Here is a 26,519-nt window from a genome sequence, read left to right as displayed (position 1 = left end):
GATGGAACTGGGCCACCAGCCGCTCCGGGTCTTCCAGCAGACCACGGACATGCTCCCACACGGTCCGCTCGATGTCCGGCGCGGCGACGTTGGCGCGGGGACACGGCTGCGCCCGGGCGGTTTCCACGCAATCCTTGCCGGCGCAGCGGTAGTAGAGGCGTTCGGCCCGCTTTCCCGCCGGCCGGGTCGTACCGTGCATGGACAAGCCGCAAGCGCCGCAGGTCAGCAGACACCGCAGAAGGTAGTCATGCTTGCTGTTGTTGCGGAACGACAAGGTGGCGTTGCGGGCGAGTTGGGCCTGGGCGCGGTCCCAGGTGTCCTGATCGATGAGGGCGGGCACCGCGATCGGGATCCACTGGTCCTTCGGCCGCAGCCGGCGGCACCCGACGCCGGAATAGGTTGGCTTGCGGGGGCGCGGCTTTTTCGCCGCGACGAATTCGTAGCGGTTGGCGTAGGCGGTGCCGGTGTAGACGGGGTCGGACAGGATGTGGTGGACCGTCGACGGCGACCAGGGGTGCCGGCCGCAGCGGGGGAACCAGGGCCCGAAGTTCAGGCGCTTGAGAATCTGGCGCAGGGTCATGCGCTCCTCCACCAGCCAGGCGTAGAGCAGGCGCACGGTTTCGGCCTCGGCGTCATCGATGACCCACTGGCCGGCCGCCTTCTCCTGACGCGGCAGGTAACGGTACCCGTAAGGTGGGTGGGTGCCGACGATCTGGCCGGCGCGGGCCTTCTGAAGTTTGCCGCGGCGGAACCGCTCCCCGAGGAGGGCGCGTTCGTACTCGGCGACGGCGCCCTGGATCTGAAGCAGCAGCTGGTCGCCGGGATCGTCGGTGATGGTGCGGTTGAGGAAACCGACGGCGCAGCCGACCCGGCGGAATTCCTCGAGGAGCAGAACCTGGTAGGCGTAGCGCCGCGCCAGGCGATCCGGGGCCAGCACGGCGACGATATCGACCTCGCCATCGCGCACCGCATCGCGCAAGGCATCCAGCCCCGGCCGATCGAGCCGGGCGCCGCTGTAGCCTTCATCACGGAAGACATGGCTGTCGTTCAGGTCGTGGCCGTTGGACTCGGCCCAGGCGCGCAGGGCGACGAGTTGGCTGTCGATGGTCTGCTGGCGCTCCTGGCGTTCGGTGGAGACGCGGGCATAGACGGCGGCATGCATGATGCTTCTCCCTCGGCCGGGCCGGCGGTCGCCGCCGGCCGTGATGTCGCGATGGGGGCAAGAAGACGGCGGTAGGTGTCGGCCAGCCGATCCGGCCCGTCGCGGGTCCGGACGAAGACGGAGCGGATGGCCCAGGTCGCTGGCGTCGGGGGGTGTCGATGGCGCGGCATGGGCGGGCACCTCGGTGGTGGAGGTGTCCGCCCAACAGACCGCCACGGCGGTCACCGGCGACGGTGGCGCGGTTTGGCCAAGTGCGGCCAAGCAAACGCCAGCGTAGCCGTGAAGTGGATTCGGTCGATTGCGTTCGGATCGTGCATTGGATCCGCAACGCCTTGGCGCACGTGCCCAAGGGCCAGCACACCATGGTGGCGGCCGCCCTGCGCCAAGCCTTCCTGCAGCCCGATGCCGAGCCGGCCCGGCAGACCTGGCGCCATGTCGCCGACCAGCTGCGCGAGCGCTGGCCGAAGCTGGCGGCGCTGATGGACGAGAGCGAGGCCGACGTGCTGGCCTACATGAGCTTCCCCGCCCAGCATCGGGCCAAACTGCACAGCACCAACCCACTGGAACGGCTGAACAAGGAGGTGAAGCGGCGCGCCGACGTGGTGGGCATCTTCCCCAACGAGCCGTCGATCATCCGCCTCATCGGCGCGGTGTTGCTGGAGCAAAATGACGAGTGGCAGCTCCAGCACCGCTACATGCAGGTCGAGGCGATGGCCGAACTCTACACCCCGGCCGCCGAGGCCGACCCAGTCCAGATTCCACCCAAGGCCGCCTGACCGATGGCCACCTTAAGCCACACCCGAATTTACACCTGCTTGACGGACGTGACCGCGCCACGCTCACGCTGGCAAGCTGTTCGCTGTACCCGTTGGCATTCCTTGGTTCACGTCGTTGAGCCGCTCTATACCGCCAAGGTTATGCCCGGACTTTTGCCCCACGTACCGCGGGAGCGAGGTTAAGGCGCTGAATTCGTGTATGATTCTGGTGCTGAAACAGTCTCACCACGGATCAACGGAGTTCACGCCCGCCATGGCCGAGAGTACCGGGGTTCTGCCCGGCTTGTCACCGGTTGCCGGCAAGCCGGTTATCGCCGCCTTCGATGGCGGCCGTCTCACCTCCGACGCCGGCATCCTGCTGCTGGCGGAGATCGACCGGCGGCTCGGGATCTGCGAGCGCCTGGCGGATTGCATCGAGGACCCGCGCGCCCCTGAGCGCATCCAGCACACGCTGGCGGAGATGATCCGCTTCCGCGCCCTGCTGATTGCGGCCGGGTATGCGGATGCCAACGACTGCGACGCTCTGCGCACTGATCCCGCCTTCAAGATGGCGGTCGGTCGGCTGCCGGAGAGCGGAGGCGACCTCTGCTCGCAACCGACCATCAGCCGGCTGGAGAACCTGCCCGGCCCAGTGGCGCTCAAGCGCATGATGGCAGCCATGGTGGACCTGTTCTGCGACAGCTTCGCCACGGTGCCGCGGCGCATCGTGCTAGACATCGACGACACTGAGGACCGCGTCCACGGCGCCCAGCAACTCTCGCTGTTCCACGCCCATTACGACGGACACTGTTTCTTGCCGATGCACATCTACGAGGCGACGACGGGCAAGCCGGTGGCCGTCATCCTGCGGCCCGGCAAGACGCCGGACGGCGCCGAGGTGGCGCTGGTGCTGCGCCACGTCGTGCGCGCCATCCGCGCCCGCTGGCCGCGCGTCGATATTTTGGTGCGCGGCGACAGCCATTACGGCCGCCACAAGGCGATGAGTTGGTGCGAGCGCAATCGCGTCGGCTACGTCTTCGGTCTGGCCGGCAACAAGATCCTGCTCGGGCGCATCACCGATCTGGCCGAAGACGCTGCGATGGGCCGGCTGGCCGGGGAGGCGGACAAGGCTCGGCGCTTCCGCGCGCTCCATTACGCCGCCCGCACCTGGAAGGTCGAGCGGCGGGTCATCGCCCGGGTCGAGGCGTCGGCCCAGGGCACCGACACGCGCTTCATCGTCACCAACCTGACCGGCACGCCCAAGGCGCTGTACGAGACCATCTACTGCGCCCGCGGCCAGATGGAGAACCTGATCAAGGCGCACAAACTGCACCTCGCCTCCGACCGGACGTCGTGCAGCAAGGCAACTGCCAACCAGTTCCGATTGCTCATCCACACCGCCGCCTACTGGCTGCTGCACACCTTGCGCGGCTTGGCGCCGAAGGCGTCGTTCTGGCGCAAGGCGCAGTTTGACACGCTGCGCCTCGGCCTCATCAAGGTGGCGGCGCGGGTCACCGAGATGGTGACGCGCATCAAGGTGTCGCTGCCCTCCAGCTTCCCCTACCAGGAAAGCCTCGCGGTGCTGGCCGCACGCACCGTCAAGCTGCCGCCGTGATTGCTGGGGCGACGTGCCCCCGAACGAACCTGTCCCCGCAACCCTCCAGCCCCGTCATGCCGCGCCGTTGGCGCCACCCATCGACGCGCCTTCGGGCCGCCGTTCCAAAACGCTGATGAATGATCCGGGCTAACGAGGCGCAAGAATTAACTCCTGTGATTTTTCAGGCTAATGATCCTTGGGCTGCGTCTACGATCCCATGCGGGCATAGTGTTCCTTGACACAATACGCTGGATTGTTGCCACCAAGCAGCGGATTTGCCGGATTTCGACTCGCTATATGCCGGACAAGCTTTTCTTAAGTCGTTGATTTTGCGGAGGTGGGTAGTCCGCTTTATGCCGAACTCAACATCCCGAACGGGTGAGCCTCGGAAGCGTCCCTGGTTGCGGGTGGGGGTTGCCCCCACCCTTGTTCCATGATGCTCGCTCGTTTCGCCTTTCGGGCCGCCACGGCAGCGCTGGTCCTGGCCGCCTCCCTCGCCTTCGCCGCGCCCGCGTCGGCGCTCCAGGACGACGCGCGCCTCGACGGTCTTTTCCGCATGCTCCTCACCGCGCCGGCCGGCGAGACGGCCGAGGCCGTCGAGGACGAGATCTGGGCGATCTGGCTGGAGCACCCCGGCCGCGAGGTGCTGACGCTGATGAAAGCCGGCGTGGACCTCCTGCACAAGGACGACTTCGCGGCGGCGCTCAAGGCGTTCGACCGCATCGTCACCCTGGCGCCGGGCTACGCCGAGGGCTGGAACAAGCGGGCCAACGCGCATTACCTGCTCGGCGACTATCCGGCGGCGGTGGCGGACATCCGCCACACGCTGCTGCTGGAGCCGCGGCACTTCGCGGCGTTGGCCGGGCTGGGGCTGGTCTATCTGGCGGTGGACGAGCCGGCGGGGGCGCTCAAGGCCTTCGAAGCGGCGCTCGCCATCAACCCGCACATGGACGGCGTGCGCGAGCAGGTCGACACGCTGCGCAAGCAGATCGCCGGGGCGCCGCTGTAGAGGGCTGGCTCAAGCCTCCACCCACGCGATGCGCAGGATGTTGGTGTTGCCCGGCGTGCCGAAAGGCACGCCCGCGGTGATGACCAGACGCTGCCCCTCCGCCGCCAAGCCGTCGTCGTGGGCGATGCGGGCGGCCTTCTGGACCATCTCGGAGAAGTTGTCCACGTCCTCGGTCTGCACGCTGTGCACGCCATAGGCGATCACCAGACGGCGCGCCGTCTCCGGGCTGGAGGTCAGGCAGAGGATCGGCACCTCTGGCCGCTCGCGCGCGGCGCGCAGCGTGGTCGAGCCGGACGTGGTGTAGGTGACGATGGCCGCCGCCTCGATGGTATGCGCCACCTGCCGCGCCGCGGCGGTGATGGCGTCGGCGGCGGTCTGCTGCGGGTCGGGGTGCTGGGCGTCCATGATCGTGCGGTAGAGCGGGTCCTGCTCCACCCGCCGGGCGATGCGGTCCATCATCGACACGGCCTCGACCGGGTAGGCGCCGGACGCCGTCTCGGCCGACAGCATCACCGCATCCGCCCCGTCGTACACCGCGGTGGCCACGTCCGACGCCTCGGCGCGGGTCGGGGCGGGGGCGGAGACCATGGACTCCAGCATCTGCGTGGCGACGATCACCGGCTTGCCGGCGCGCCGCGAGTCGCGGACGATGCGCTTCTGGATCGACGGCACGTCCTCGGCCGGCAGCTCGACGCCGAGATCGCCGCGCGCCACCATCAGGCCGTCCGACAGCTCGATGATCTGGTCCAGGTGATCGATGGCCTGCGGCTTCTCCATCTTGGAGAGCAGCGCGGCGCGGCCGGCGATCAGCTTGCGCGCCTCGGCCACGTCCTCCGGCCGCTGCACGAAGGACAGCGCCACCCAGTCCACTCCCTGGTCCAGGGCGAACACCAGATCCTCGCGGTCCTTGTCGGTCAGCGGCGACAGCGGCAGCACCACGCCCGGCACGTTGACGCCCTTGCGGTCCGACAGCCTGGTGCCGGACACCACGATGGTGTCGGCGTGCTCAGGGCTGCATGAGACGACGCGCAGGCGCACCTTGCCGTCGTCCAGCAGCAACTCGGCCTCGGGCTCCAGCGCCGCGAAGATCTCCGGGTGCGGCATGCCGACGCGCGTGGTGTCGCCGGGCTCCTTGGAGAGGTCGAGGCGGAAGCTCTGGCCGGCGGTCAGCTCGACGGGGCCGTTGGCGAACTTGCCCAGGCGCAGCTTCGGGCCTTGCAGGTCGGCCATGATGGCGATGGGGCGGCCGGTTTCCTTCTCCAGCGCGCGGATCGCCTTGACGCGCGCGCCGTGGTCGTCGTGGCTGCCGTGGCTGAAGTTCAGGCGGAACATGTCCACGCCCGTCTCGAACAGCGTGCGGATCATCTCCGGCGTCGAGGACGACGGCCCCAGCGTGGCGACGATCTTGGTCAGGCGGAAGCGGCGGATCGGGCTGCCCTTGCGTTTCATGGTCTTCTTTTTCCTGATCGGCGGCCGGCGTCAGCGCAGGCGGGAGGAGACGAGGAGAGCGCGGAAATCGTTGACGTTGGTGAGCGTCGGCCCGGTGACCACGAGGTCGCCCACCGTCGCGAACAGAGTGTACGCGTCGTTGTTGCCCAGCACGGCCTGCGGATCAAGGCCCGCGGCGCGCGCGCGGTCGAGAGTGTCCGGCCGGACCAGCGCCCCGGCGTTGTCCTCGGTGCCGTCGATGCCGTCGGTGTCGCCGGCGAGGGCGTGGATGCCCGGCGCCCCAGCGAGGCCGAGCGCCATGCCCAGCGCGCATTCCGCGTTGCGCCCGCCGCGGCCCTGGCCGCGCACCGTCACCGTGGTCTCGCCGCCGGACAGCAGCACGCAGGGCGGCTCCAGCGGGTGGCCGTGCTGCGCGCAGGACAGCGCCATGCCGGCCAGCACGCGGCCGACGTCGCGCGCTTCGCCCTCCAGCGAGTCGCCGAGGATGATCGGCGTCACCCCGGCGGCGCGGGCCTCCGCCGCGGCGGCTTCCAGCGCGTCCTGCGGCCGGGCGATGATGACCGCCTCGGCGCGGGCGAGGCGCGGGTCGCCGGGCTTGGGGGTTTCCGAGGCCGGGTCTTCCAGATGGCGGCGCACGGCGTCCGGCGGCGTGATGCCGTAGCGCGCCAGCACGGCGCGGGCATCGGCCAGCGTCGTCGGGTCGGCGATGGTCGGGCCGGAGGCGATCACGGTCGGGTCGTCGCCGGGCACGTCGGAGACCAACAGCGCCACCACCCGCGCGGGATGCGCCGCCAGCGCCAGCCGTCCGCCCTTGATGGCGGAGAGGTGGCGGCGCACGCAGTTCATCTCGGAAATCGTGGCGCCCGAGCGCAGCAGATCCTTGGCGACGCGGCGCTTGTCGTCCAGCGTCAGTCCCGGCGCCGGCAGCGCCAGCAAGGCCGAGCCGCCGCCGGACACCAGACACAGCAGCAGATCGTCGGCGCCGAGGCCGGAGGCCATCTCCAGGATGCGCTCGGCGGCCTTGGTGCCGGCTTCGTCGGGCAGCGGGTGGCCGGCTTCCAGCACCTCGATGGAGCGTGTCGGCGCGCCGTGGCCGTAGCGGGTGACGACGAGGCCCGACAGCGGGCCGTTCCAGTGATCCTCGACGGCCTTCGCCATGGCGGCGGCGGCCTTGCCGGCTCCGACGACGACCGTGCGCCCGGTGGGCGGCGGCGGCAGGGCCGGGGGGACGCGGGCGTCGGCGGACACCGCGTGGATGGCGGCGTCGAACAGGTGGCGCAGAAATTGGCCGGGATCGGCAATGGGGTGAGCGGACACGGCGGGGGGTCCTCGATGGTTCCGGGGAACCGGGCAGGCTGCCCGCCTATCAACTGAAGGGTTGGACCCTGGATGTCAACGGGGGTGGGCGCGATGGCGAGAGCTCAGCCCCCCGGCGCGCTCCGCCCCGACAACGGCGTTCCCCCCGTCGTGCCCATTTCCTGATAGCGGTGCAGGACCCAGGAGAGGTGTTCGCGCACGGCCTCCGCGGCGGCGTCCGGCTGTCGCTGGGCGATGGCCTCGTGGATGGCGCAGTGGTGCTGGTACATCTTCTCCTCGTCCACGGCGAAGGCCGGGGAGTGGTGGAACTCCACCATCTGGCCCAGCGTGTCGCGGATCGTGAAGAGGAGGTGCAGGTAGACCGGGCTGGAGGCGGCGCGGCCGATGGCCAGATGGAAATCCATGTCGTCGGCGCTGCGGTTGCCGCCGGGCTTCGCCATGGAGGCGACGATCTGGCCGATGGCGGCGATCTGCTCGGCGTTGCCGCGTTCGGCGGCGCGGCGGGCGGCCCAGGTTTCCAGCTGGATGCGGATTTCGACGAGGTCGTAGAGGTTGTCGAGCTTGACGCGGACCATCTCGGTCAGCGCGCCGTCCATGCCGCCGGCCGAGGACACCACCCGCGTGCCGCCGCCCTGGACGGCGGTGAGGAAGCCCTGGGTCTTCAGCTTCTGCAAGGCGGCGCGCACGGAAACGCGCGAAACGCTGAGCTGTTCGGCCAACTGGCGCTCGCCGGGCAGGCGCTGGCCGGGCTCCAGATCGCCCGTGCCGATGCGGTCGAGGATACGCTCCGCCACCCAGTCGGAGATGCGCCCGGTCGTCTCGGAGGCCGTGGCTTGGCCGTCGTCGGACACGTTGCATACTCCCGTGATTATTCAATCCTCGAAGCAGTACTCGCGCGCACGTGGTGCGTCAACCGGTGAGGCGTGCTGACAGCATTGCGGTATTGCCGTTCCTCGGTTTACCTATGGTTTACCGGGTGCCCCGCCGGGCCAGCAGGATGCCGAGCAGCACGATCGCCGCACCCGCCGCCTGCCACGGCCCCAGCGGCTCGCCGAGCAGCGCCCACGCCAGCACCGCGGCGGCGGCCGGTTGCAGCAGCAGGCTGACCGAGGAGAACGAGGCCGGCAGATGCGCCAGCGCGTAGGCGATCAGGCTCTGCCCGCCGGCGTGGCTGAACAGCGCCAGCCCCAGCAGCACCGCCCAGCCGTACGCCGTGCCGGCGATCAGGCTCTCGCCGGACAGGAGCGCTATGGGCAGCAGCGCCAGGGCGGTGACGACACCGCTCCAGGTCATGATGGTGGCGGTCGAGAACTCCGTGCGCAGGCGGCCGACGGTGAGGATGTAACCGGCGTAGAACATGGCGGTGACCAGCCCGAGGGCATCGCCGAACAGCGCGTCCATGCTGAGGTGCAGGCTCTGCCCCATCAGCACCACGGCCCCGGCGACGGCGAGCACGAGGCCGGCCACGAAGGTGCGGGTGAAGCGTTCCTTGAACAGCAGCCACGACACTGGCGCCACGAAGATCGGCGCGAAGTTGGCGAGCAGCGTGGCGTTGGCGACCGAGGTGAACTTGATCGACCAGTGCCAGAACGCCAGATCCCCGGCGAAGAACAGCCCGACCAGGGTGAGCCGCGAATAGTCGGAGCGCGTGGACGGCCGGCGCGAGCGCGGGCCATCGGTGCGCTCGAACCGGGTCCAGGCGTACAGCGCCGGCACCGCGAAGCCGACCCGCCAGAAGGCGGTGGCGGTCGGCCCCAGTTCCGACAGGCGCACGAAGATCGGCGAGAAGGCGATCCCCAGCGCGCCGGCCAGCAGCGCGATCAAGGCGATGCGGGCGGTGCGGTCGGCGTGGGCCTGCGCGGCGGCGGTGGTGGTGCTGGCGTCGGGCATGAATGCCTTATAAACGGGCAACGCGTCGTCCGCCAGCGTGGGCGACGGAGTGGCCCGTGTGCGCTGTGCACCGTTGTGCTGGGGGCGTTTGCCGCACAATGCCGCAAAATGGAGAGTTCCGGTGTTCCATCAATGGGTTGCCGGTGATCGTTCGTGAACGGGCGTGTAGCATTTCGTTTGCTGGCGAAGCAATTCGTGGGCGGCGAATGAAACGGAATGAAACGCCATGCAACACGTTTCGTGGTAGTGTTGCATTCGGTCCCGCTGTCGGTGGGCGCAATTCGGGTGTTTAAGGACTTTGATCCTAGCAAATGCTGTGGTGGATGGCAACGGCGTCGGCATGGTCTTTCCGAAAGTTCGCGGTTCGCGTGGCTTCGTCTCCAATTCCTCTCGCCCCCTACGACCCGCAATTCGCCGTGCACACCCGCGTCGCCGTCACCTTGCCGCCGCAGCCCTCGAAGCACGTGCGGTAGGTTTCGTCGCACGCATTCCGGCAGCCGCCGATGTAACACAGGCTGCGGTAGCGGTTGGCGTAGTCGAAGTAGGTCCGTCCGGTCCCGCCGCGGCGGGGTCCCCCAGGATCGCCCACCTCTTGCTGGAAATCGCGCATGGCGCGCGATTCGGCATCGGTGAGGCAAAGACGCTCGCTGCGGTCACAGGACCGCATGCACGTGGCGCGCTCGGCCTCGCACCGGGCGGCGCAGCTTCGGCCTTCGGCGGTGTCGGGCAGGGAGTAGCCGTAGGTCGTCTCGATCACCGGCGCGCAGGAGGCCAGCAGCAGAAAGGCGAGCAGCGGGGCGAACGGCGTCGGCATGGCGGCGGCTTCCCGAGGGGAACGGAATAAAGCTGGCTGTCCGCCGGTTGTTCGGCAAGCCGCCTGCGGCTTGCCCTTTCGTTCGCTCGCGATACAGTTGGAGCCATGAGCCTGCGTTCCCCTTCCCCCCGCCAACCGGTCGACCACAGCCCGCCGCTGCTGGGTGAGGACGACCCGCCGGCCGTGCGCGTGCTGAACGGCGACGGCTCGGCGCAAGTCCTGCTGGTCTGCGACCACGCGTCCTGCGCCATTCCGCGCACACTCGGCACGCTGGGCCTGCCGCCGGAGCATCTGGTCCGCCACATCGCCTGGGACATCGGCGTCGCCGAGCTGACGCAGACGCTGTCGGCGCGCTTCGACGCACCGGCGGTGCTGTCGGGCTATTCGCGGCTGGTGGTCGATCCGAACCGGGCGCTGGAGGACCCGACGCTGATCCCGGTGGTCAGCGACGACGTGGTGGTTCCCGGCAACCGCGCCCTGGATGCCGCGGACGTCCGGCGGCGGGTGGGCGCGCTGTACCGCCCCTACCACGACACCATCAAGACCATGGTCGCCACCATGCACGACCGCGACACGGGCGGATGGGTGGTGCCGGCCATCGTCTCGATCCACAGCTTCACGCCGGAGATGCGCGGCGTCCGGCGGCCGTGGCACGTCGGCGTGCTGTGGGACCACGACCCGCGCATCCCGCTGCCGCTGATCGAGCGTCTGCGCGCGGACGGGCGCTGGGTGGTCGGCGACAACGAGCCGTACTCCGGCCGCACCACGCTGGGCGGCACCGTCGAGATGCACGCCACGCCGGCCGGCCTGCCCAACGTGCTGATCGAGGTGCGCCAGGACCTGATCGCCGACAGTGCGGGCGTGGCGGCGTGGGCCGACGTGCTGGGCGAGGCGCTGGCGCCCATCCTCGCCGACCCGGCGCTGTACCGCGTCGAACACCATCCACGGGGTTGAGCCATGCAGGAACCCGCCTTCACCCTCGGCCTCGAAGAGGAATATCTGCTGGTGGACCGTGGCACGCGCGACATCGTGCAGTCGCCGCCGGAGGAGATGCTGACGGCCTGCCAGGACAAGGCGCCCGGCCAGATCCACCCGGAGTTCCTGCGCTGCCAGATCGAGGTCGGCACCCCGGTCTGCCGCACCGTGCAGGAGGCGCGCGCCGAGCTGGCGCGCCTGCGCGGCACCGTGGCCGGGGTGGCGGACGCCTACGGGCTGGCGCCCATCGCCGCCTCCACGCACCCCTTCGCCGCGTGGGAGCCGCAGAAGCACACCAACCGCGACCGCTACAACATGCTGGCGCGCGACCTGGGCGCCCCGGCGCGGCGGCTGATGATCTGCGGCATGCACGTGCACGCCGGCATCGAGGACGACGACCTGCGCATCGACCTGATGAATCAGGTCCGCTACTTCCTGCCGCATCTGCTGGCGCTCAGCACCTCGTCGCCGTTCTGGCGCGGGCGGGTGATGGAGCGCAAATCCTACCGCCTGTCGGTCTGGCACGAGCTGCCGCGCACCGGCATGCCGGACGCCTTCGACAGCTACGGCGAATATCTGCACCACGTGAACGTGCTGGTGAAGGCCGGGGTGATCGAGGACGCCACCAAGCTGTGGTGGGACATCCGGCCGTCCACGCGTTTCCCGACGCTGGAGATGCGCATCACCGACATCTGCACGCGCCTGGACGACGCCATCACCATCGCGGCGCTGTACCAGTGCCTGCTGCGCATGCTGTGGCGGCTGAAGCTGCGCAACGTGGCGTGGCGGCCCTACAAGAACCTGTTCATCGAGGAGAACCGCTGGCGCGCCCAGCGCTATGGGCTGGACGACGGGTTGGTGGACTTCGGGCGCGGCGAGATCGTCGGCTACCCGGAGCTGCTGGAGGAACTGATGGAGCTGGTCCGCGAGGACGCCGAGCATTTCGGCTGCCAGGCGGAGCTGGAGAACGCCCGCGACATCCTCGCGCGCGGCACCAGCGCGCACCGGCAGGTGGCGGTCTACCAGGAGGCGCTGGAGGCGGGTGCCACGGGGTGGGAGGCGCTGCACAAGGTGGTGGACTGGCTGGTGGACGAGACGGTGCAGGGGGTGGAGCCGGTGGAGTGACGCGAGCGCGTCCCCGCCGCCCCGCTTGACGCCTCCTTCCACCGTCCCTACGCTCCGCGCCCAGTGACACAGGCGAGGAGGCCGTCCATGGCGGACGCGAAGTTCCTGAAGTTCGACACGCTCAGCCTGCACGCCGGGCAGCAGCCCGACCCGACCACCGGGGCGCGCGCCGTGCCGATCTATCAAACCACCTCCTACGTCTTCCGGGACACCGATCACGCCGCGGCGCTGTTCAACCTGGAGCGTCCGGGGCACATCTATTCGCGCATCTCCAACCCCACCGTCGCGGTGCTGGAGGAGCGCATCGCGGCGCTGGAAGGCGGTGTCGGCGCGGTGTGCACCGCCAGCGGGCAGGCGGCGCTGACGCTGGCCATCACCACGCTGATGGGTGCGGGCGGGCACATCGTCTCCTCGGCGTCGATCTACGGCGGCAGCCGCAACCTGCTGGCCTACACGCTGCCGCGCTTCGGCATCGAGACGACTTTCGTCAACCCGCGCGACCTCGACGGTTTCCGCGCCGCCATCCGGCCGGACACGAGGCTGGTGTTCGGCGAGGTGCTGGGCAATCCGGGGCTGGAGGTGCTGAACCTGCCGGAGGTGGCGAAGATCGCCCATGCGGCGGGGGTGCCGCTGCTGGTCGACTCGACCTTCTGCACGCCGTACCTGTGCCGGCCGCTGGAGCACGGTGCCGATCTGGTCATGCACTCGGCCACCAAGTGGCTGGGCGGGCACGGCGTCGCCATCGGCGGCGTCATCGTCGACGGCGGCACCTTCGATTGGGAAGCGTCGGGGAAGTTCCCGACCATGACCGAGCCCTACGCCGGCTATCACGGCATCGACTTCGTCGAGGAGTTCGGCCCGGCCGCCTTCATCATGCGCGCCCGTGCCGAGGGGCTGCGCGACTTCGGCGCCTGCATGAGCCCGACCAACGCCTTCCACATCCTCCAGGGTGTCGAGACGCTGCCGCTGCGCATGAAGGGGCACATCCACAACACCCGCCGGGTGGTCGGATTCCTGGAGTCGGAGCTGGCGTCCGAGAAGGGCGCCGTGGACTGGGTGAGCTACCCGGAGCTGGTGGATCATCCCGACCACGCGCTGGCGTCGAAGCTGCTGCCGAAGGGGGCGGGCTCCATCGTGTCGTTCGGCATCAAGGGCGGACGCGCGGCGGGCAAGCGCTTCATCGAGGCGCTGACGGTGTTCTCGCACCTCGCCAACGTCGGCGACGCCAAGTCGCTGGTCATCCACCCGGCCTCGACCACGCACGCCCAGCTCGACGCCGAGGCGCTGAAGGCCACCGGCGTCGGCGAGGAGATGATCCGCCTGTCCATCGGGCTGGAGGATGGCGACGACCTGATCGACGATCTGCGGCAGGCGCTGCGCGCCGCCCTCAAAGGCTAAGGATAGGGGTAAGGGCCGATGGAACTGACGGTCAACGACGCGCCGGTCTTCGCTCACACCGGCGGCCGTCCCTTCGATCCGACGCTGCCCGTGGTCGTTCTGATCCACGGCGCCGGCATGGACCACACGGTGTGGAGCCTGCAAAGCCGCTACCTCGCCCACCACGGCCGGTCGGTGCTGGCGGTGGATCTGCCGGGGCACGGGCGCTCGGGCGGGGGGCCGATCGCCTCGATTGCCGGGATGGCGGACTGGGTGGTGGCGCTGCTGGACGCCGCGGGGGCCGCGAAGGCGACGCTGGTCGGGCATTCCATGGGCGCGCTGGTGGCGCTGGAGGCGGCGTCGCGCCATTCCGGCCGGGTGGCGTCGCTGGGGCTGCTGGGCGTGGCCGAGAAAATGCCGGTGCATCCCGATCTGCTGAAGGCCGCTGCCGACAACGACCCGCTCGCCATCGATCTGGTCACCGGCTGGGGCTTCGGCCCGCGCGGGCATGTGGGCGGCAATCCGGCGCCGGGGCTGGCGCTGGGGCCGACCTCGCGCCGGCTGATGGGACGGCAGAAGCCGGGCGTGCTCGGCATCGACCTCGCGGCGTGCAACGCCTACACGCGCGGCGCCGAGGCGGGCGGGCAGGTCGCCTGTCCGGCGCTGTTCCTGCTGGGGGCGCTGGACCGCATGACGCCGGCCAAGGCCGGGCGGGCGCTGGCGGCGCGCGTCGCCGGGGCTTCGGTCAGCGTGCTGCCGGGCATCGGCCACATGGTGATGGTGGAGGCGCCGGACGCCACCACCGACGCGCTGGCGGCTGGCGTCTGATTTCCAGTACGCTGTTACCGGATGGTCATCAGAGGATAACTTTTGGCGTCTAAATTATCGCGACGATAGACCGTTCGTGCGTCGGCACCCTGGATAGGAATGAGGCGTGCAGCTCAGCGAGCCTTACTTTCGCGCCCTGATGGCCAACTCGACCGACGTGATGGCGGTGCTGTCGCGCGACGGCCGCTTCGTCTTTGTCGGCGACAACGTGCGCAAGGTGTTCGGTCACGCGCCGGAGGACATGCTGGGCCGGCCGCTCGGTGACTTCGCGCACCCCGACGATCGCGCCTCGCTGATGGAGCGCCTGGGAGTCCGCGCCCGCGCGCCGCAGGGCAGCACCGGCACCAGCACCTTCCGCCTGCGCGACTCCGCGGGGCGCTGGCGCACCGTCGAGGCGACCGGCTGCAACCTGCTGGACGATCCCGACGTGCAGGGGATGGTCGGCAACATCCGCGACGTGACGGAGCGGGTCGAGGCGGAACGGCGGCGGCGCGAGAGCGAGGCGCTCTACCATTCGCTGGCCGAGGCGGCGCCGGTCGGCATGTTCCGCACCGACGCCGACGGCGGCATCCTGTTCGCCAACCGGCAGCTCGCCGCCATGACAGGGATGCCGGTCGAACGCATCCTGGCCGAGGGCTGGTTCGCCGCCGTGCACCCCGACGACCGGCCGCGGCTGGAGGAGGAGTGGGCGCGCAGCGTCCCCGCCGGCACGCCGATGCTGTTCGACTGCCGCCTGCTCGGGCCGGAGGGGACGGCGGCGGCGGTGTTCCTGCAAACCACGCCCGTGCGCGACGCCGAGGGCTGCGCGCGGGGCTGCATCGGCTCGCTGACCGACATGAGCGAGTACGTGCGCACCGCCGAGGCGCTGCTGGTGGCCGAGGCGCGCAACCGCTCCGTCGTCGAGGCGGCGGCCGACGCCATCCTGACGGCGGACGAGGAGGGCATCGTCCACAGCTTCAACCCGGCGGCCGAGGCCATGTTCGGGGTGAGCGCGGCGGACATCGTCTGGCAGAAGCTCGACCGGCTGATCCCGCAGGCGGTCGTCGAGCGGCACCGGGCCTACCTGCACCGACCGAAGCCGACGCCGGTGAGCGGCTGCCTCAACGACATCCAGGCGCGCCGGGCGGACGGCACGCTGTTCCCCATCGAGCTGTCGGTGTCGCTGCTGGAGGTCCAGGGGCGCCGGCTGTTCACCGCCATCGTCCGCGACGTGACCGAGCGCAAGCTCATCGAGGCGGAACTGATCCGCGCCAAGGAGGCGGCCGAGACCGCCGACCGCGCCAAGTCCGCCTTCCTCGCCACCATGAGCCACGAACTGCGGACGCCGCTGAACGCCGTCATCGGCTTCGCGCAGGTGATCGAGATGCGCATCCTCGGCGCCGACGCCATCGACCGCTACACCGATTACGCGTCGTCGATCCGCCAGTCGGGCGAGCATCTGCTGGGCATCATCGACGACATTCTGGACATCTCGAAGATCGAGGCCGGCGACTTGCATCTGATGGAGCAGCCGGTGGATCTGACCGACGTGGTCGGGCAGTCGCTCAACCTCGTCGCCATGCAGGCCGGGCAGCGGGGCGTGGCGGTGAGGCTGGATCTGGAACGCGAGTTGCCGCCGTTGCGCGTGGACGAACTGCGCCTGCGGCAGATCCTCGTCAACCTGCTGTCCAACGCCATCAAGTTCACCGACACCGGCGGTCAGGTGACGGTCGGCGCGCGGCGTGCGGCGGATGGCGGGGTGGAAGTGCGCGTGCACGACACCGGGGTCGGCATGGCGCCCGAGGACATCCCCAAGGCGATGGCGCGCTTCAGCCAGGTGGACCAATCGATGACCCGCCGCCACGAGGGCACGGGGCTCGGCCTGCCGCTGACCAAGCGGCTGGTGGAGAAGCACGGCGGTACCCTGCACATCGACAGCGAGCGCGGAAAAGGCACCACGGTGACCGTCCACCTGCCGGCAGAGCGGGTGATGCGGTTGGAAGAGTTGTTGGGGGAATAGCTCCCTCCCCCGGCCGAGCCGGGGGAGGGACTGTTTTGCCGTTACGCCGCCTGCTGGGTCAGTGCCGGCTGGCGGCCGGCCGCCGCCTCGATCTTGATCGCGCGGGGCTTCATGGCCTCGGGGATCTCACGGGCCAGCTCGATGTGCAGCAGGCCGTTCTCCAGCTTGGCGCCATTCACCTTGATGAAGTCGGCTAGCTGAAAGCGGCGCTCGAAAGCGCGTCCGGCGATACCCCGGTAGAGGAATTGGCCGGTCTCCTGCTCCTTCTTAGCTTTCCCAGTGACCACCAGCGAGTTCTGCTGAGCGGTGATTTCCAGATCCTCCGGCCCGAAGCCGGCGACGGCCATGGTGATCCGATAGGCGTCGTCACCCAGCTTTTCGATGTTGTAGGGCGGGTAGGACACCGCCTCGTCGCTGGTCGCAGCGCCTTCGAGCAGGCGGGTCAGACGGTCGAAGCCGACGGTCGAACGGAACAGAGGCGAAAGGTCGTAAGTACGCATGACATATCCTCCAAGAGAGCGATATTGCGATCGGGAACCACCGTCATGGTCGGCTCCCGCGGGCGTTTCGCCGGAAGACCCCATGTGGGCGTCCGCCAGCGCCGTTAGACATAGTCACGGTCCCGCGGGCGTCAAGAGGGTCCGCATCACGGGAATCCGCACGCGCGGGACCAATGTCCACTCATCCTTTGTTAATCAGTTGCCGCCACGCTCGGTTTCGGGCCACGCGGCCGCGGGAGGGGTACGGCCGTGATCGCTTCTGCCACGTTCTTCAACGGGACGTACGACGAGACGATGGCGCTGCTCATCGAGACGCGCAATTACATCGCGTACCACGAGGCCGGCGACCACCAGAACCGGCCGCCGCACGTCCGCCTCCAGATCAGCTATGAGAGCATGCGGGTGACCAGCCGCCTCACGCAGGTGATGGCGTGGCTGCTGGCGCAGAAAGCCGTGCACGCCGGCGAGATCACGCAGGAAACGGCGGCGTCGGATGAGTTCGCGCTGTCCGGCGGCGAGATCTGCTCCGATCCGTCAGGCCCGGACAACGACGACCTGCCGAGCGGTCTGCGCAGCCTGCTGGAGCGCAGCCACCGCCTGTACATGCGCGTCCACCGCCTGGACGAGCAGTTCCGCGACCGCGTCGCCGAACTGGCGGTCGGGTAGGGCGCTCTCACGAAACACAAACGCGAAAAGGGCGCCCGGAGGACCGGGCGCCCTTTTCGCAGACGCAAACTGGCGTCAGCCTTCCTTCTTGAGGCCGAACCCAGCGAAGCGCTTGTTGAACTTGGCGATCTGGCCGCCGGTGTCCAGCAGCTTCTGCACGCCCGTCCAGGCCGGGTGCGACTTCGGGTCGATGTCCAGGCGAATGGTGTCGCCGGCCTTACCCATGGTGCTCCGGGTCTGGAACGAGGATCCGTCCGTCATGACGACGGTGATCTCGTGATAATCCGGATGGATGTCTTTCTTCATGGCCCAGGTCCCTAAATGCGAGCCGGGTTTATAGCGGCGACCTCACCGTGATGCAACCTGTTCCGTGCATCGGATGCTCCTTATCTTGAGCGGAAGGGCCGGGCGCGCCATATGGGCGGTCTGATCGCGCCCAAATTCGCCCGAAACCCAAGGATATCCGGTGTCCCGCGAACCGACCCAAGCCGACGCGGCCCCCCGCCGCGACCTGAAGCCGTTGCGCCGGCTGCTGCCGTTCCTGTGGCCGTACCGCCTGCAGATGCTGGGCGCCTTCGTGTCGCTGGTGGTCGCGGCCGGCACCGTGCTGGGGCTGGGGCAGGGCATGCGGGTGCTGGTGGACCGCGGCTTCACGGCCGGCGACGCGGCTCTGCTCGACCGGGCGCTCCTGGTGCTGCTGGGCGTCATCGTGCTGATGGCGGCCAGCACCTTCGGGCGCTTCTATCTGGTGTCGTGGATTGGCGAGCGGGTGGTCGCCGACTTGCGGCGCGCCGTCTATGACCATGTGCTGAGCCTCAGCCCCGGCTTCTTCGAGACGACGCGGACCGGCGAGATCCTGTCGCGGCTCACCACCGACACCACGCTGTTGCAGACGGTGGTCGGCTCGACGGTGTCCATTGCGCTGCGCAACCTGTTGCTGCTGCTGGGCGGGCTGGCGATGCTGCTGGTCACCTCGGCCAAGCTGACCGGGCTGGTGCTGTTGGGGGTGCCGCTGGTGGTGGCGCCGATCATCCTGTTCGGCCGCGGCGTGCGCCGGCTGTCGCGCGACAGCCAGGATCGGGTCGCCGACATCGGCGCTCACGTGGACGAGACGCTGACCGGCATCCGCACGGTTCAAGCTTATACCCACGAGTCGCTGGAGCGCGTCCGCTTCGCCGACCGCGTCGAGGACGCCTTCCGCGTGGCGATCCATCGCGTGCGGGTGCGCGCGGTGATGACGGTGGCGGTGATCGTGCTGGTGTTCGGCGCGGTCGGGCTCATCCTGTGGATCGGCGGCCACGACGTGCTGGCCGGCCGGCTGACGGCGGGTGAGCTGTCGGCCTTCGTACTGTACGCCGTGGTGGTGGCCAGCTCGATCGGCGCCATCAGCGAGGTGTTCGGCGATCTGCAACGGGCGTCGGGCGCCACCGAGCGGCTGTTCGGACTGCTCGCCACCATGCCGGATGTGCAGCCGCCGGCCGAGCCGGTGCCGCTGCCGCAGCCGGCCAAGGGGGCGCTGGGGTTCGAGGACGTGCGTTTCCACTACCCCTCGCGCCCCGACGACGCGGCGCTGGAGGGCTTCACGCTGGCCGTGGCGCCGGGCGAGACGGTGGCGCTGGTCGGGCCGTCGGGGGCCGGCAAGTCCACGGTCTTCCAACTGCTGCTGCGCTTTTACGACCCGCAGGCGGGTGCGGTGCGTCTGGACGGCGTGGACATCCGCGACGCCGATCCGGCCGAGGTGCGGCGGCGCATCGGTCTGGTTTCGCAGGACCCGGTGATCTTCTCCGCCGACGCCTGGGAGAACGTCCGCTACGGCCGCCCCGACGCCAGCGACGACGAGGTGCGCGCGGCGGCCGAGGCGGCGCACGCGCTGGAGTTCCTGGAGGCGCTGCCGGACGGGCTGTCCACGTACCTCGGTGAGAAGGGCGTGCGGCTGTCGGGCGGGCAGCGCCAGCGGCTGGCCATCGCGCGGGCGATCCTGCGCAACCCGCCGGTGCTGCTGCTGGACGAGGCGACCTCGGCGCTGGACGCCGAGAGCGAGCGCATGGTGCAGGACGCCCTGGAAAAGCTGATGAAGCAGCGCACGACGCTGATCATCGCGCACCGGCTGGCGACCGTGCTGAACGCCGACCGCATCGCGGTGATGGAGCGGGGGCGCATCGTCGCATCCGGCCGGCATGCCGAGCTGGTGAGCCAGGGTGGGTTGTACGCGCGCTTGGCTGCCTTGCAGTTCGATGCGGCGGTGGAGTAGGGGAACAGCCCTCTCCCGCCCCGGGAGAGGGTGGCCGGCGAGAGCCGGCCGGGTGAGGGTAAGCGCAAGGATCCTTGGATTTACCCTCACCCTCCCACTCTTCGAGTGGACCCCTCCCTCTCCCGGGGCGGGAGAGGGGTATGCGCCTATCGCGCTTCCCAACCCCGCCCGAGTCGGCTATATCCGCGCGGCCCATGAAAACCGCCGATTTCGACTTCGAACTGCCGCAAGACCGCATTGCGACCCACCCCGCGAGGCCGCGCGATTCCGCGCGCCTGCTGGTCGTGGGAGAGGCGCTGTCCGATCGCATCGTGCGCGAGCTGCCCGACCTGCTGCGGCCCGGCGATCTGCTGGTCTACAACGACACCCGTGTCATCCCGGCGCGGCTCACCGGCACGCGCGGCGTGGTGAAGGTCGAGGTCACGCTGCACAAGCGCGAGGGCGAGGATGCCTGGGCGGCCTTCGCCAAGCCCGGCAAGCGCCTGAAGATCGGCGACACCATCGGCTTCGCCGAGGGTTTCTCCGCGGTGGTCGAGGACAAGCGCGAGGGCGGCGAGGTGCGGTTGCGCTTCAACGTCGGCGGGGCGGCGCTGTTCGCCAAGCTGCACGAGCACGGCTTCATGCCGCTGCCGCCCTACATCCACCGCGACGGCCCCGACCCGCAGGACCAGGACGACTACCAGACCGTCTTCGCCCGCCACGAGGGCGCCGTCGCCGCGCCCACCGCCGGACTGCACTTCACGCCGGACCTGCTGGCGGCGCTGGAAGCCAAGGGCATCGCGCGCGTGCCCGTGACGCTGCACGTCGGCGCCGGCACCTTCCTGCCGGTCAAGGTCGAGGACATCGCCGACCACAAGATGCACGCCGAGTACGGCGAGGTGTCGGCCGCGACCGCCGAGGCGGTGAACGCCACGCGCGCGGCGGGCGGGCGGATCGTCGCGGTCGGCACCACGGCGCTGCGGCTGCTGGAATCCGCGGCGTCGGAAGATGGGCGGCTGGCGCCGTTCGCCGCCGAGACCGAGATCTTCATCACGCCCGGCTACCGGTTCCGCATCGTCGATGCGCTGCTGACCAACTTCCACCTGCCGTGCTCGACGCTGTTCATGCTCGTCTGCGCGTTCGCCGGGATGGAGCGCATGAAGGCGGCCTACGCGCACGCCATCGCCTCCGGCTACCGGTTCTATTCTTATGGCGACACGTCTTTGCTGGTGAGGGCCTCGTGAGCGGGTTGGCGTTCGAACTCCTGAAGACCGACGGCGGCGCGCGGCGCGGCTGCCTGCACACCGCGCACGGGCTGGTCAACACCCCCGCCTTCATGCCGGTCGGCACCGCCGGCACCGTCAAGGGCATGCACCCGGAACAGGTCAAGGCCACCGGCGCCGAGATCCTGCTGGGCAACACCTACCATCTGATGCTGCGGCCCACGGCCGAGCGGGTGGCGCAGTTGGGCGGGCTGCACAAATTCATGAACTGGCCGGGGCCGATCCTCACCGACAGCGGCGGCTTTCAGGTGATGTCGCTGTCCGAACTGCGCACCATGGACGCGGACGGCGTCACCTTCCGCTCGCACGTGGACGGCTCCAAGCACCGGCTGACGCCGGAACGCTCCATGGAGATCCAGCATCTGCTGGATTCCAACATCACCATGGCCTTCGACGAGTGCACGCCGTTCCCGGCGACGCACGAGCAGGCGGCGGCCTCCATGCGGCTGTCCATGCGCTGGGCCGAGCGCTGCAAGACCGCCTTCGCCGCGCGCTGCGGCTATGGCCTGTTCGGCATCGTGCAGGGCGGCGTCTATGAGGATCTGCGTGCCGAGTCCGTGGCGGCGCTCACCGGCATCGGCTTCGACGGCTACGCCGTGGGCGGGCTGGCGGTGGGCGAGGGGCAGGAGGAGATGTTCCGCGTGCTGGACTTCACCACGCCCATGATGCTTGCCGACCGGCCGCGCTATTTGATGGGCGTCGGGCGGCCGAGCGACCTCATCGGCTCGGTGCGGCGCGGCATCGACATGTTCGACTGCGTGATGCCGACACGCTCGGGGCGGACGGGGCAGGCGTTCGTGCGGCGCGGCCAGATCAACATCCGCAACGCCCGCCACGCCCACGACGAACGGCCGCTGGACGAGGGCTGCCACTGCCCGGCCTGCACCAGCTATTCGCGCGGCTATCTGCACCACCTGTTCAAGGCGGGTGAGATGCTGGGGCCGATGCTGTTGACGTGGCACAATCTGCGTTTCTACCAGGATCTGATGGCGAGCCTGCGGGTCGCCATCGAGGAAGGCCGCTTCGAGGAGGTGGCGACGGCCTGGGAGGCGGAGATGGCGCTGGGCGACATTCCGGCGACGGCGGACCCGCTCAAGCCCGTTCCCGTGGAGAGCTGAGATGAGCGACGAGACGATCTACCGCAACCTGACCCAGTTGGGCGGCAAGACCGAGCAGCCCGCGTCGCCGGACGTGGCGATGCTGGAGCGCGTGGCGAACCCGCATCCCGGTGAAAAGTATCTGGTGCGCTTCGCGGCGCCCGAGTTCACCTCGCTGTGCCCGATCACCGGGCAGCCGGACTTCGCGCATCTGGTGATCGACTATGTGCCGGGCGACTGGCTGGTCGAGAGCAAGTCGTTGAAGCTGTACCTTGCCTCGTTCCGCAACCACGGCGCCTTCCACGAGGCGTGCACGGTGTCCATCGCCAAGCGCCTGGAAGCCGAGTTGAGCCCGCTGTGGATTCGCATCGGCGGCTATTGGTACCCGCGCGGCGGCATCCCCATCGACGTGTTCTATCAGTCCGGCGAAGCGCCGGCCGGCGTGTGGATTCCCGACCAGGGCGTGGCACCCTACCGTGGCCGCGGCTGACGACATACGGGCGAAAGCCCGGTCGCTGGGCTTCGACGCGGTGGGGTTCACCGACGCCGGGCTGGGCGACGGGGTGCGGGAACATCTCGCGGAGTATCTGGAGCGCGGCCGCCACGGCGATATGGCGTGGATGACCGAGAAGACCGACCGGCGCGGCGATCCGCGCACGCTGTGGCCCGACGCCCGCAGCGTCATCGTGCTGGGCATGTCCTACGCGCCGGACTTCGATGTGCTGGAACGGCTGGAGCGGCGCGACCGCGGGGTGATTTCGGTCTACGCGCTGAACCGCGATTACCATGACCTCATCAAGGGGCGGCTCAAGCAACTCGCGCAGTGGATCGCCAGCCGGTTCAAGGCCGAGGTCAAGGTGTTCGTCGACACCGCGCCGGTGATGGAAAAGCCGCTGGCGGCGCGCGCCGGTGTGGGCTGGCAGGGCAAGCACACGGTGGTGGTGTCGCGCACGCACGGCTCCTGGCTGTTCCTGGGCGAGATCTACACGACGCTGGACTTGCCGCCCGACGAACCGCACGCCGACCGCTGCGGGACGTGCCGGCGCTGCCAGGACGTCTGCCCGACCGACGCGTTTCCGGCGCCGTACCAGCTCGACGCGCGGCGCTGCATCTCGTACCTGACCATCGAGCACAAGGGACCGATCCCCGAGGAGTTCCGGGCCGCCATCGGCAACCGCATCTATGGGTGCGACGATTGTCTGGCGGTGTGCCCGTGGAATCGCTTCGCCCAGGCCAGCCGCGAGGCGGCGTTCCTGCCGCGCGAGGCGTTGACGGCGCCGCGGCTGGCGGAGCTGGCGCGGCTGGACGATGCGGGGTTCCGGGCGCTGTTCACGGCGTCGCCGGTCAAGCGCATCGGGCGCGACCGCTTCGTGCGCAACGTGCTGATCGCGTTGGGGAATTGCGGCGACCCGGCGCAGGCGGCGGTGGCGCGCAGCCTGCTGGACGACCCGGCGGAGGTGGTGCGCGACGCGGCGCGCTGGGCGGTGGAGCGGCTCAAACCCTCTCCCGCCCCGGGAGAGGGTGGCGCCGTAGGCGCTGGGTGAGGGTGTGGCAAGGATACTTGGTTTTACCCTCACCCGGCCGCTGCGCGGCCACCCTCTCCCGGGATGGGAGAGGGTTGTTGGAACTCCGCCGGCTTGGCGTTCCAGCACACCAGCCGCAGCCGTCCGTCCGCCTCGCGGCGGATCAGGCCGAGATGGCCGGTCTTCATCTGGTAGGACACGCCCGGCTCGGCGACGCCCAGCAGGCGCGGTACGAAGCGCAAGGTGCCGTTGCTCGACACGATCAGCCGGCGCTCGCCGTCCCTGGCCGTCGCCAGCACCTCGTCGAGGAAGCCCCGCAACGCGTCGAGGATCTCCGCCTGCGTGCTGCGCCAGCCGGCGTTCTCCGGCCAGACGTCTTCCTTCTGCCACGCCTCGGCCATGGCGCTGCCGCCCGGCAAGGCGGCGATCTCCTCGGAGCTGAGCCCGGCCCAGGCGCCGTAGTCGATCTCGTCCAGGCGCGGGTCCTGCGCCGCCGGGGCGTCCGGGCAGATTGCCGCGCGCACGATGCCGGCGAAGCCGCGCGTGCGCATCAGCGTGCCGGAGGTGACCGAGGTCGGCAGCAGCCCGGCGGTGCGCAACGCCTCCGCGGCCTCGCGCGCCTGTTCCTCGCCGCGCTCGACCAGGGGCAGGTCGGTCTCGCGGCCGACCCAGGCGACCTTGTCGCCAGGGCCGAAGGTGTTGCCGTGGCGGGCGAAGATCAGGCTGACCGTCATACCAGTTCCCCCTCGCGCTCGATGATCGCCTCGGCCAGATCGATGTCGGCGGGTGAGTCCACCGAGCCGTGCGTGCGGCCGCGGTAGTCCACCGTCACCACCTGGATCGGAATGCCGTTCTCCAGCGCGCGCAGCTGCTCCAGTTGCTCGGCCTGCTCCAGCGGCGTCGGCTCCAGCGTGGCGAGGCGGTCCAGCGCGTCCGTCGAATAGCCGTAGATGCCGATGTGCCGGAACACCGGCGGCGGCTTGGTGGTGTCGCGGGTGCGCAGGTAAGGAATGATGTTTTTCGAGAAGTACAGCGCCTTGCCGGTCCGGTCCATGGTGACCAGCGTGCCGCTCGACGGGTTGCTGCGCTTGTGCTCCTCCAGAGCCGCGACCTGTTCCCACGAGCAGTGCACGGCGGCGGTGACGATGCTCACCGACGGGTCGGCGTGGAAGGCGTCCACCAGCGCCTGCACCACCCACGGCGGGGTCAGCACGGCGTCGCCTTGCAGGTTGATCACCGCGTCGGGGCGCTTGTGCAGCGTTTTGATCGCCGCGTGCGCCCGCTCGGTGCCGTTCTCGCAGTCGGGGGAGGTCATGATCGGGATGGCGCCGAAACCGCGCGCGTGCTCGGCGATGCGCTCGTCGTCGGTGGCGATGTAAACCTCGGCGACGCCGGTGACCGCCTTGCCGATGGCCCACACCCGGTGCAGCAGGCTCTTGCCGCGGATCGGCAGCATCGGCTTGCCGGGAAGCCGCTTGGAGCCGTAGCGCGACGGGATGACGATGGCGATGTCCATGCCGGCCTTCCGATTTTTCACTTCGTGACGATGGGGCATACCACAGCTTTCAGCGCGCGGGCGAGATCGACGGGCTTGCATGCGATCTGCAAGCCGCGCCGGCCGCCGTTCACCACCATCTCCGGCAGTGACTCGGCGCTCTGGTCGATGAAGGTGCGCAGCGGCTTGCGCTGGCCCAAGGGGCTGATGCCGCCCACCATGTAGCCGGACGAGCGCTCGGCCGCCGCCGGGTCGGCCATCTCCGCCTTCTTGGCGCCGGCCGCGTGCGCCAGCGCCTTCAGGTCCAGGCGCGCGGCCACGGGGATCACCGTGCACACCAGGGCTTTCGTGTCGAGCTGCACCACCAGCGTCTTGTAGACAACCGCCGGGTCGAGCCCCAGGGACTCGGCGGCGTGCAGGCCGATGGCGTCGGCTCCAGCGTCGTATTCATACTCCAGCAGGCGGAATTCCAGTCCCGCCGCCTTGGCCGCGCTCACCGCTGGTGTGCCCTTGCTCGCCATGCTCTGCCTGCCTTTTTGCCCATTTCTTGGGCCGATTGTTCGTCCGAAGGTCAATATGCCTCGTCCAAAGGACGTGCGCCGTGCCGCCCAACCCGTTTGCGAGAGGGGTGCAATGTTGTTTTTCCCGTTCCGAGGACAATCGCGATTGAAATGCTGCGAAACTCGGGTCATCCTCGCTGCACCGCAGTCCCCGGCGGGCAGCGGCTTGTCACTACTTGCACGAGACTTGTTCATGTACGACCGTCCGCAGCGCAACGCCTCCCGCGATCCCGAGATCACCCACCGCGACATCCGCGCCACCGTCAAGTGGTACAACCCGACCAAGGGGTTCGGCTTCGTCACGCCCGATGACGGGTCGCCGGACGCGTTCCTTCACTCCTCCGTCGTTCAGTTCTCCGGCCATGACGAGCTGCCGGACGGGGCGACCATCATATGCGACCTGGGGCGCGGCCCGAAAGGCCTTCAGGTCGCCACCGTCCATTCCGTGGACACCTCCACCGCCAGCGCCCCGCGCCCGCGCGCGCCGCGTGGCGATTACGGCGGGGGCGGCTACGACCGCGGCGACCGTGGCGGCTACGGCGGCGGCTATGACCGCGGCGGCTACGGCGGTGGCGGCTACGGCAGCCAGGGCGGCGGCGAAGTCGTCGAGGGCACCGTGAAGTGGTTCAACGCGACCAAGGGCTTCGGCTTCGTGGCGCCGGACAGCGGCGGTAAGGACATCTTCGTCCACATCCGCGCGCTGGAGCGCTCGGGCCTCAGCGCGCTGGCCGATGGCGAGCCGGTCCGCGTGACCGTCCGCCAGGGCGCCAAGGGTCCCGAGGCGGAGCGGGTCGAGATCGCCTGACGCCGGATTTCCGGCCGTCCCGGCGCGAGGGGCCGCCCGTCGAGGGCGGCCTTTTGCGTTCGG

The 26,519-nt window shown here is 69.6% G+C and carries 25 protein-coding genes and 1 pseudogene; 15 read left to right on the top strand and 11 right to left on the bottom strand.

The window, feature by feature from the left end:
* Positions 1 to 1,162: recombinase family protein (locus ACSVDD_RS14460; RefSeq protein WP_448190063.1), on the bottom strand; the 1,162-nt coding region annotated here is incomplete at its 3' end.
* A gap of 311 nt (positions 1,163 to 1,473) precedes the next feature.
* Here ACSVDD_RS14460 and ACSVDD_RS14455 point away from each other — a divergent pair.
* The 3 genes and pseudogenes from ACSVDD_RS14455 to ACSVDD_RS14445 all read left to right on the top strand — a co-directional run.
* A pseudogene (locus ACSVDD_RS14455) lies at positions 1,474 to 1,938 on the top strand (transposase); the annotation flags it as partial.
* A 253-nt stretch (positions 1,939 to 2,191) separates the two neighbouring features.
* Positions 2,192 to 3,532 carry an IS1380 family transposase gene (locus ACSVDD_RS14450; RefSeq protein ID WP_448190062.1) on the top strand — a complete coding sequence of 447 codons (1,341 nt, stop codon included), beginning with the start codon at positions 2,192 to 2,194 and terminating at the stop codon, positions 3,530 to 3,532.
* 415 nt (positions 3,533 to 3,947) lie between these two features.
* A complete protein-coding gene (locus ACSVDD_RS14445; protein WP_448190061.1) occupies positions 3,948 to 4,523 on the top strand; it encodes a tetratricopeptide repeat protein in 576 nt (191 codons plus the stop codon).
* A 9-nt stretch (positions 4,524 to 4,532) separates the two neighbouring features.
* Here ACSVDD_RS14445 and pyk read toward each other — a convergent pair whose 3' ends face one another.
* From pyk to ACSVDD_RS14420, 5 genes are all read right to left on the bottom strand, one after another.
* Positions 4,533 to 5,972 carry a pyruvate kinase gene (pyk, locus tag ACSVDD_RS14440; RefSeq protein ID WP_448190060.1) on the bottom strand — a complete coding sequence of 480 codons (1,440 nt, stop codon included), beginning with the start codon at positions 5,970 to 5,972 and terminating at the stop codon, positions 4,533 to 4,535.
* Between the two features lie 30 nt (positions 5,973 to 6,002).
* Positions 6,003 to 7,289, bottom strand: coding sequence for a glycerate kinase type-2 family protein (locus tag ACSVDD_RS14435; RefSeq protein WP_448190059.1), 1,287 nt, complete (start codon positions 7,287 to 7,289; stop codon positions 6,003 to 6,005).
* Positions 7,290 to 7,393: 104 nt separating this feature from the next.
* Positions 7,394 to 8,140, bottom strand: coding sequence for a FadR/GntR family transcriptional regulator (locus tag ACSVDD_RS14430; protein WP_448190058.1), 747 nt, complete (start codon positions 8,138 to 8,140; stop codon positions 7,394 to 7,396).
* Between the two features lie 118 nt (positions 8,141 to 8,258).
* Positions 8,259 to 9,179 carry a DMT family transporter gene (locus ACSVDD_RS14425; protein ID WP_448190057.1) on the bottom strand — a complete coding sequence of 307 codons (921 nt, stop codon included), beginning with the start codon at positions 9,177 to 9,179 and terminating at the stop codon, positions 8,259 to 8,261.
* A gap of 397 nt (positions 9,180 to 9,576) precedes the next feature.
* Positions 9,577 to 9,993 carry an Aq_678 family protein gene (locus tag ACSVDD_RS14420; RefSeq protein ID WP_448190056.1) on the bottom strand — a complete coding sequence of 139 codons (417 nt, stop codon included), beginning with the start codon at positions 9,991 to 9,993 and terminating at the stop codon, positions 9,577 to 9,579.
* A gap of 105 nt (positions 9,994 to 10,098) precedes the next feature.
* Between ACSVDD_RS14420 and ACSVDD_RS14415 the strand changes: the two genes are divergently transcribed.
* The 5 genes from ACSVDD_RS14415 to ACSVDD_RS14395 all read left to right on the top strand — a co-directional run bounded on the left by ACSVDD_RS14415 (position 10,099) and on the right by ACSVDD_RS14395 (position 16,297).
* Positions 10,099 to 10,947 (top strand): N-formylglutamate amidohydrolase, encoded by an 849-nt coding sequence (locus ACSVDD_RS14415; RefSeq protein ID WP_448190055.1) that lies wholly within the window; start codon positions 10,099 to 10,101, stop codon positions 10,945 to 10,947.
* 3 nt (positions 10,948 to 10,950) lie between these two features.
* The gene (locus ACSVDD_RS14410) at positions 10,951 to 12,093 is read left to right on the top strand and encodes a carboxylate-amine ligase (RefSeq protein WP_448190054.1); all 1,143 of its coding nucleotides are present in this window, start codon (positions 10,951 to 10,953) and stop codon (positions 12,091 to 12,093) included.
* An 87-nt stretch (positions 12,094 to 12,180) separates the two neighbouring features.
* Positions 12,181 to 13,491 carry an O-acetylhomoserine aminocarboxypropyltransferase gene (locus tag ACSVDD_RS14405; protein WP_448190053.1) on the top strand — a complete coding sequence of 437 codons (1,311 nt, stop codon included), beginning with the start codon at positions 12,181 to 12,183 and terminating at the stop codon, positions 13,489 to 13,491.
* 18 nt (positions 13,492 to 13,509) lie between these two features.
* Positions 13,510 to 14,298: an alpha/beta fold hydrolase gene (locus ACSVDD_RS14400; protein WP_448190052.1), complete on the top strand. Its 789-nt coding sequence runs from the start codon at positions 13,510 to 13,512 to the stop codon at positions 14,296 to 14,298.
* Between the two features lie 106 nt (positions 14,299 to 14,404).
* Complete coding sequence (locus ACSVDD_RS14395) at positions 14,405 to 16,297, top strand: PAS domain-containing protein (RefSeq protein ID WP_448190051.1); 1,893 nt, start codon at positions 14,405 to 14,407, stop codon at positions 16,295 to 16,297.
* A gap of 41 nt (positions 16,298 to 16,338) precedes the next feature.
* On the opposite strand, the gene ACSVDD_RS14390 is transcribed toward ACSVDD_RS14395, so the two are convergent.
* The gene (locus ACSVDD_RS14390) at positions 16,339 to 16,797 is read right to left on the bottom strand and encodes an Hsp20 family protein (protein WP_448190050.1); all 459 of its coding nucleotides are present in this window, start codon (positions 16,795 to 16,797) and stop codon (positions 16,339 to 16,341) included.
* A gap of 249 nt (positions 16,798 to 17,046) precedes the next feature.
* On the opposite strand from ACSVDD_RS14390, the gene ACSVDD_RS14385 reads away from it, so the two are divergent.
* Positions 17,047 to 17,463, top strand: a complete 417-nt coding sequence (locus ACSVDD_RS14385) for a DUF1465 family protein (protein ID WP_448190049.1) — start codon at positions 17,047 to 17,049, stop codon at positions 17,461 to 17,463.
* A gap of 75 nt (positions 17,464 to 17,538) precedes the next feature.
* Here ACSVDD_RS14385 and rpmE read toward each other — a convergent pair whose 3' ends face one another.
* Positions 17,539 to 17,769 carry a 50S ribosomal protein L31 gene (rpmE, locus tag ACSVDD_RS14380; RefSeq protein WP_448190048.1) on the bottom strand — a complete coding sequence of 77 codons (231 nt, stop codon included), beginning with the start codon at positions 17,767 to 17,769 and terminating at the stop codon, positions 17,539 to 17,541.
* Positions 17,770 to 17,929: 160 nt separating this feature from the next.
* Here rpmE and ACSVDD_RS14375 point away from each other — a divergent pair, with 160 nt between their 5' ends.
* The 5 genes from ACSVDD_RS14375 to queG all read left to right on the top strand — a co-directional run bounded on the left by ACSVDD_RS14375 (position 17,930) and on the right by queG (position 23,617).
* On the top strand, positions 17,930 to 19,714 hold the full coding sequence (locus tag ACSVDD_RS14375) for an ABC transporter transmembrane domain-containing protein (protein WP_448190047.1): 1,785 nt from the start codon (positions 17,930 to 17,932) through the stop codon (positions 19,712 to 19,714).
* Between the two features lie 194 nt (positions 19,715 to 19,908).
* Positions 19,909 to 20,937, top strand: coding sequence for a tRNA preQ1(34) S-adenosylmethionine ribosyltransferase-isomerase QueA (queA, locus tag ACSVDD_RS14370; protein ID WP_448190046.1), 1,029 nt, complete (start codon positions 19,909 to 19,911; stop codon positions 20,935 to 20,937).
* Positions 20,934 to 22,094 (top strand): tRNA guanosine(34) transglycosylase Tgt, encoded by a 1,161-nt coding sequence (gene tgt, locus ACSVDD_RS14365; RefSeq protein ID WP_448190045.1) that lies wholly within the window; start codon positions 20,934 to 20,936, stop codon positions 22,092 to 22,094. The genes queA and tgt overlap by 4 nt, the downstream gene beginning before the upstream one ends.
* Position 22,095: 1 nt before the next feature.
* A complete protein-coding gene (queF, locus tag ACSVDD_RS14360) occupies positions 22,096 to 22,563 on the top strand; it encodes a preQ(1) synthase (protein WP_448190044.1) in 468 nt (155 codons plus the stop codon).
* The gene (gene queG / locus ACSVDD_RS14355; RefSeq protein ID WP_448190043.1) at positions 22,550 to 23,617 is read left to right on the top strand and encodes a tRNA epoxyqueuosine(34) reductase QueG; all 1,068 of its coding nucleotides are present in this window, start codon (positions 22,550 to 22,552) and stop codon (positions 23,615 to 23,617) included. The genes queF and queG overlap by 14 nt, the downstream gene beginning before the upstream one ends.
* 29 nt (positions 23,618 to 23,646) lie before the next feature.
* Here the strand turns inward: queG and ACSVDD_RS14350 are convergent, their stop codons facing one another.
* The 3 genes from ACSVDD_RS14350 to ybaK are packed head-to-tail and all read right to left on the bottom strand — an operon-like array spanning position 23,647 to position 25,612.
* A complete protein-coding gene (locus ACSVDD_RS14350) occupies positions 23,647 to 24,330 on the bottom strand; it encodes a histidine phosphatase family protein (RefSeq protein WP_448190042.1) in 684 nt (227 codons plus the stop codon).
* Entirely contained in the window at positions 24,327 to 25,112 is a 786-nt protein-coding gene (gene kdsB / locus ACSVDD_RS14345) for a 3-deoxy-manno-octulosonate cytidylyltransferase (RefSeq protein ID WP_448190041.1), read from the bottom strand. Before kdsB ends, ACSVDD_RS14350 begins: the two co-directional genes overlap by 4 nt.
* Positions 25,113 to 25,129: 17 nt before the next feature.
* Entirely contained in the window at positions 25,130 to 25,612 is a 483-nt protein-coding gene (ybaK, locus tag ACSVDD_RS14340; RefSeq protein WP_448190040.1) for a Cys-tRNA(Pro) deacylase, read from the bottom strand.
* Positions 25,613 to 25,844: 232 nt separating this feature from the next.
* On the opposite strand from ybaK, the gene ACSVDD_RS14335 reads away from it, so the two are divergent.
* The gene (locus ACSVDD_RS14335; protein WP_448190039.1) at positions 25,845 to 26,456 is read left to right on the top strand and encodes a cold-shock protein; all 612 of its coding nucleotides are present in this window, start codon (positions 25,845 to 25,847) and stop codon (positions 26,454 to 26,456) included.
* The last annotated feature ends 63 nt before the right edge of the window (positions 26,457 to 26,519 follow it).

The sequence above is a fragment of the Azospirillum terrae genome (assembly GCF_053470425.1).
Note: the sequence above shows the minus strand (reverse complement) of the source record. Positions and strands in the feature narration are given on the sequence as shown.

What these genes read in the sequence shown, in the direction of transcription:
- ACSVDD_RS14450 (WP_448190062.1), top strand. Translation starts at nt 2,192, where the DNA reads ATGGCCGAGAGTACCGGGGTTCTGCCCGGCTTGTCACCGGTTGCCGGC.
- ACSVDD_RS14445 (WP_448190061.1), top strand. Translation starts at nt 3,948, where the DNA reads ATGATGCTCGCTCGTTTCGCCTTTCGGGCCGCCACGGCAGCGCTGGTC.
- pyk (WP_448190060.1), bottom strand. Translation starts at nt 5,972, where the DNA reads ATGAAACGCAAGGGCAGCCCGATCCGCCGCTTCCGCCTGACCAAGATC.
- ACSVDD_RS14425 (WP_448190057.1), bottom strand. Translation starts at nt 9,179, where the DNA reads ATGCCCGACGCCAGCACCACCACCGCCGCCGCGCAGGCCCACGCCGAC.
- ACSVDD_RS14420 (WP_448190056.1), bottom strand. Translation starts at nt 9,993, where the DNA reads ATGCCGACGCCGTTCGCCCCGCTGCTCGCCTTTCTGCTGCTGGCCTCC.
- ACSVDD_RS14415 (WP_448190055.1), top strand. Translation starts at nt 10,099, where the DNA reads ATGAGCCTGCGTTCCCCTTCCCCCCGCCAACCGGTCGACCACAGCCCG.
- ACSVDD_RS14410 (WP_448190054.1), top strand. Translation starts at nt 10,951, where the DNA reads ATGCAGGAACCCGCCTTCACCCTCGGCCTCGAAGAGGAATATCTGCTG.
- ACSVDD_RS14405 (WP_448190053.1), top strand. Translation starts at nt 12,181, where the DNA reads ATGGCGGACGCGAAGTTCCTGAAGTTCGACACGCTCAGCCTGCACGCC.
- ACSVDD_RS14400 (WP_448190052.1), top strand. Translation starts at nt 13,510, where the DNA reads ATGGAACTGACGGTCAACGACGCGCCGGTCTTCGCTCACACCGGCGGC.
- ACSVDD_RS14390 (WP_448190050.1), bottom strand. Translation starts at nt 16,797, where the DNA reads ATGCGTACTTACGACCTTTCGCCTCTGTTCCGTTCGACCGTCGGCTTC.
- rpmE (WP_448190048.1), bottom strand. Translation starts at nt 17,769, where the DNA reads ATGAAGAAAGACATCCATCCGGATTATCACGAGATCACCGTCGTCATG.
- queA (WP_448190046.1), top strand. Translation starts at nt 19,909, where the DNA reads ATGAAAACCGCCGATTTCGACTTCGAACTGCCGCAAGACCGCATTGCG.
- queF (WP_448190044.1), top strand. Translation starts at nt 22,096, where the DNA reads ATGAGCGACGAGACGATCTACCGCAACCTGACCCAGTTGGGCGGCAAG.
- ACSVDD_RS14350 (WP_448190042.1), bottom strand. Translation starts at nt 24,330, where the DNA reads ATGACGGTCAGCCTGATCTTCGCCCGCCACGGCAACACCTTCGGCCCT.
- kdsB (WP_448190041.1), bottom strand. Translation starts at nt 25,112, where the DNA reads ATGGACATCGCCATCGTCATCCCGTCGCGCTACGGCTCCAAGCGGCTT.
- ybaK (WP_448190040.1), bottom strand. Translation starts at nt 25,612, where the DNA reads ATGGCGAGCAAGGGCACACCAGCGGTGAGCGCGGCCAAGGCGGCGGGA.
- ACSVDD_RS14335 (WP_448190039.1), top strand. Translation starts at nt 25,845, where the DNA reads ATGTACGACCGTCCGCAGCGCAACGCCTCCCGCGATCCCGAGATCACC.